This window comes from uncultured Caballeronia sp., from assembly GCF_964243625.1.
In the GTDB taxonomy this organism is placed as follows: Bacteria; Pseudomonadota; Gammaproteobacteria; order Burkholderiales; family Burkholderiaceae; genus Caballeronia.
The window spans coordinates 1-2,404 of the sequence record NZ_CAXTGZ010000788.1 but is presented as its reverse complement, the minus strand read 5'-3'; the positions used below and the strand labels follow the sequence as shown (position 1 = coordinate 2,404).

Here is a 2,404-nt window from a genome sequence, read left to right as displayed (position 1 = left end):
CGATTCCCATGAACGATGTCATGTTCGCGACTTTTGGGCTCGCGTATCTCGACATTGTGTTCAGAATCGCCAACTGGCTGCGTGCTCAGGCGCTCGACTGGACGCGCGTGATGGTGCTCGTCAGCGGGCAATCGGGGCGCCCGACAGCGGGCGTCACATGGGCATCAAACAATATGTGCCATTTGATGTGGCGCGCATCCGGGCGCGTGCTCGTTCCTGAAAAATTGCTGGTTGCGCCTCACGCGCCGTCGTTTTCAGTCGCCAACTTGCCTGATGAAGCCGGGCTTGCTGATCTTGAGAGGACCTATCGATATCTTTGGCAAAACACTCGCTCAAGCATCGAAGTTGCGCGGCAGCTATTTCCGACTCAGGCAGCCTACCGATTTGAGCCGTCGCCTGCAGAGCGCATGCCGGTTTTGAACTCGGTCGACGATCGTGACGCAACTACCGCCCGGCTGCGCAGGATCATGGAGGATCCCTCCCAATTGCTCTCAAATTGTGTGGCAGATTACATAATCGACCAATTGCATGACAACGGCAACAAACCGTCCCTAGTTCAGATACCTGGCTTTACGAACGTGACATATCCGGACGGTTCAAAACGCTGAGACAACAGCATGCCAGCAAGACCATGGGAACCAAAAAACAAGTACGGTTTCAAGGAGACAGCATCATGACAGTACTACAAGCAGCTCGTCGAGGGAAGTCGGCGTCATCCACGGTTTTCAAGGTGACATTGGTTTGCTTCGCGGTATCGATGATTGATGGCTTCGACACGTTGATGCTGTCGTTTGTCGCGCCATTGCTGGCGAAATCTCTGCACATGGACCACGCCGCGTTGGGGCGCGTGTTCGGCGCAGGCTTCGTCGGCACCGTTTTAGGATCCCTCTTAATCGGACCCGCCGCAGATCGCTTTGGTCGCCGTCCCATGCTTGTGCTAGCGTTGGTCGTGACCGGCGTTTTCACGTTGCTTTGCGCGTTTGCGCAGACCGCTCTCGCGCTTGCGGCACTGCGTTTCATTGGTGGACTCGGAATGGGCGGCGCGATTCCGGCTATTGCTGCGATTACTGCCGAAAGCAGTCACTCCGAAAAGCGGTCTTCACTAGTTATTCTGATGTTTATCGGATTTCCGCTCGGCGCGGTGGTGGGAGGAGCCGTTACATCCGTTCTCATGATGCGCTTTGGCTGGCCATTCGTTTTCTTTCTGGGAGGAACCTGCGCGCTTCTTGCGATCTGGTCAGTCCTTAAGGTCATTCCAAAGACGGAAGTCGCTAGAGGGGAGGCCGCTTCCGCACCTGATTCTGTGGTGGGGAGTTTCGTCGGCAATCTTTTTGCCGACGGACGTGGTCCATCCACGCTTGCGCTCTGGTTTGGCGTTCTGGCAGCCATGATACTGTCCGGCTTCCTTGTGAGCTTCATGCCGACAATTCTTAACCTTAACGGCGTCGCGCCGGACCGTGCCGCGCTCGGCGCGGTGGTGCTGAACCTTGGCGCTATCATTGGCGCGCTTGTGATTTCAGCGATAGTCGGCCGGGCGGGCCCATTTGTCCCGGTTGCAATTTCTTTCCTTTGCGGCGGCGCGCTAGTTTTTATATTGGGCCGGGTCATAGGCGCCGGTAATGCGGCGTTTGGCTTGCTGTTTCTTGTCGGGGCCTTTCTGGTGGGCGGCCAGCTCACTATTCCAGCGATTGCGAGCAGACTCTTTCCTGCCACGACCCGCGCTGCAGGTATCGGTTGGGCAATGGCGATCGGTCGAACAGGCTCGATTATCGGCCCTCTCGTAGGCGGCATGTTGCTCGCGCAGCACCTTCCGCTGCCGCAACTGTTCCTAATCGCTTCGTCACTGGCAGTCTTCGGCGCCGCAGGCATCTCCTTGTCCAATTACTGGCGGCCCCGGGACGATATCGATCGCAATCGCTCATTTAATCGATCAACCCTCAAAGAAGCCAAGGCTACTGATGGAAACCACTAAGTTCAATACGTTTACGACCACCAAACTGCTGACGGCCGTTCAGGTGCTCGAGACGAGCGGAGCTAGAGCAGTAGAAACGTTTTGTATCGGTGATACCCGGTACCTTGCAGTTCCTCAACTCGCGCGCGACATCGATGGCCAACCGGCCAGCATGAATGCTGGCGACAGCAACACCGATATGCTGGTTTATCGGTGGGAACGCGGCGAATTCGTGCTGCACGATTCGCTGCCAGTGCCGGGTGGCGAAGACGCCGAATATTTCGAACTGGACGGTGCATGTTTTCTCGCGACATGCGGTGTGCGGTCGGGCGCGGGTCCTTATTCGATCGATACCAAGGCCGTCATTTACAAGATTAACGCTGGCAAGTGGGAGCCGTTTCAGACGTTCAACGTATTCGCGGCGAAGCAATGGCATTTCTTTTCCATTGATAC

General features: G+C 56.4%; 3 protein-coding genes. All 3 read left to right on the top strand.

Features of this window, described 5'->3' with window-relative positions; all coding sequences use genetic code 11:
* Positions 1–608 (top strand): hypothetical protein (locus ACFFAR_RS30910; protein WP_375509194.1); only part of this gene is annotated, 608 nt, incomplete at its 5' end.
* 65 nt (positions 609–673) lie between these two features.
* Positions 674–1,972 (top strand): MFS transporter, encoded by a 1,299-nt coding sequence (locus tag ACFFAR_RS30905; protein WP_375509193.1) that lies wholly within the window; start codon positions 674–676, stop codon positions 1,970–1,972.
* Positions 1,959–2,404 (top strand): hypothetical protein (locus ACFFAR_RS30900; RefSeq protein ID WP_375509192.1); only part of this gene is annotated, 446 nt, incomplete at its 3' end. The genes ACFFAR_RS30905 and ACFFAR_RS30900, both read left to right, overlap by 14 nt.

Bases quoted from the DNA above. Each gene is read 5' to 3' on its own strand.
- ACFFAR_RS30905 (WP_375509193.1), top strand. From the start codon at position 674: ATGACAGTACTACAAGCAGCTCGTCGAGGGAAGTCGGCGTCATCCACG.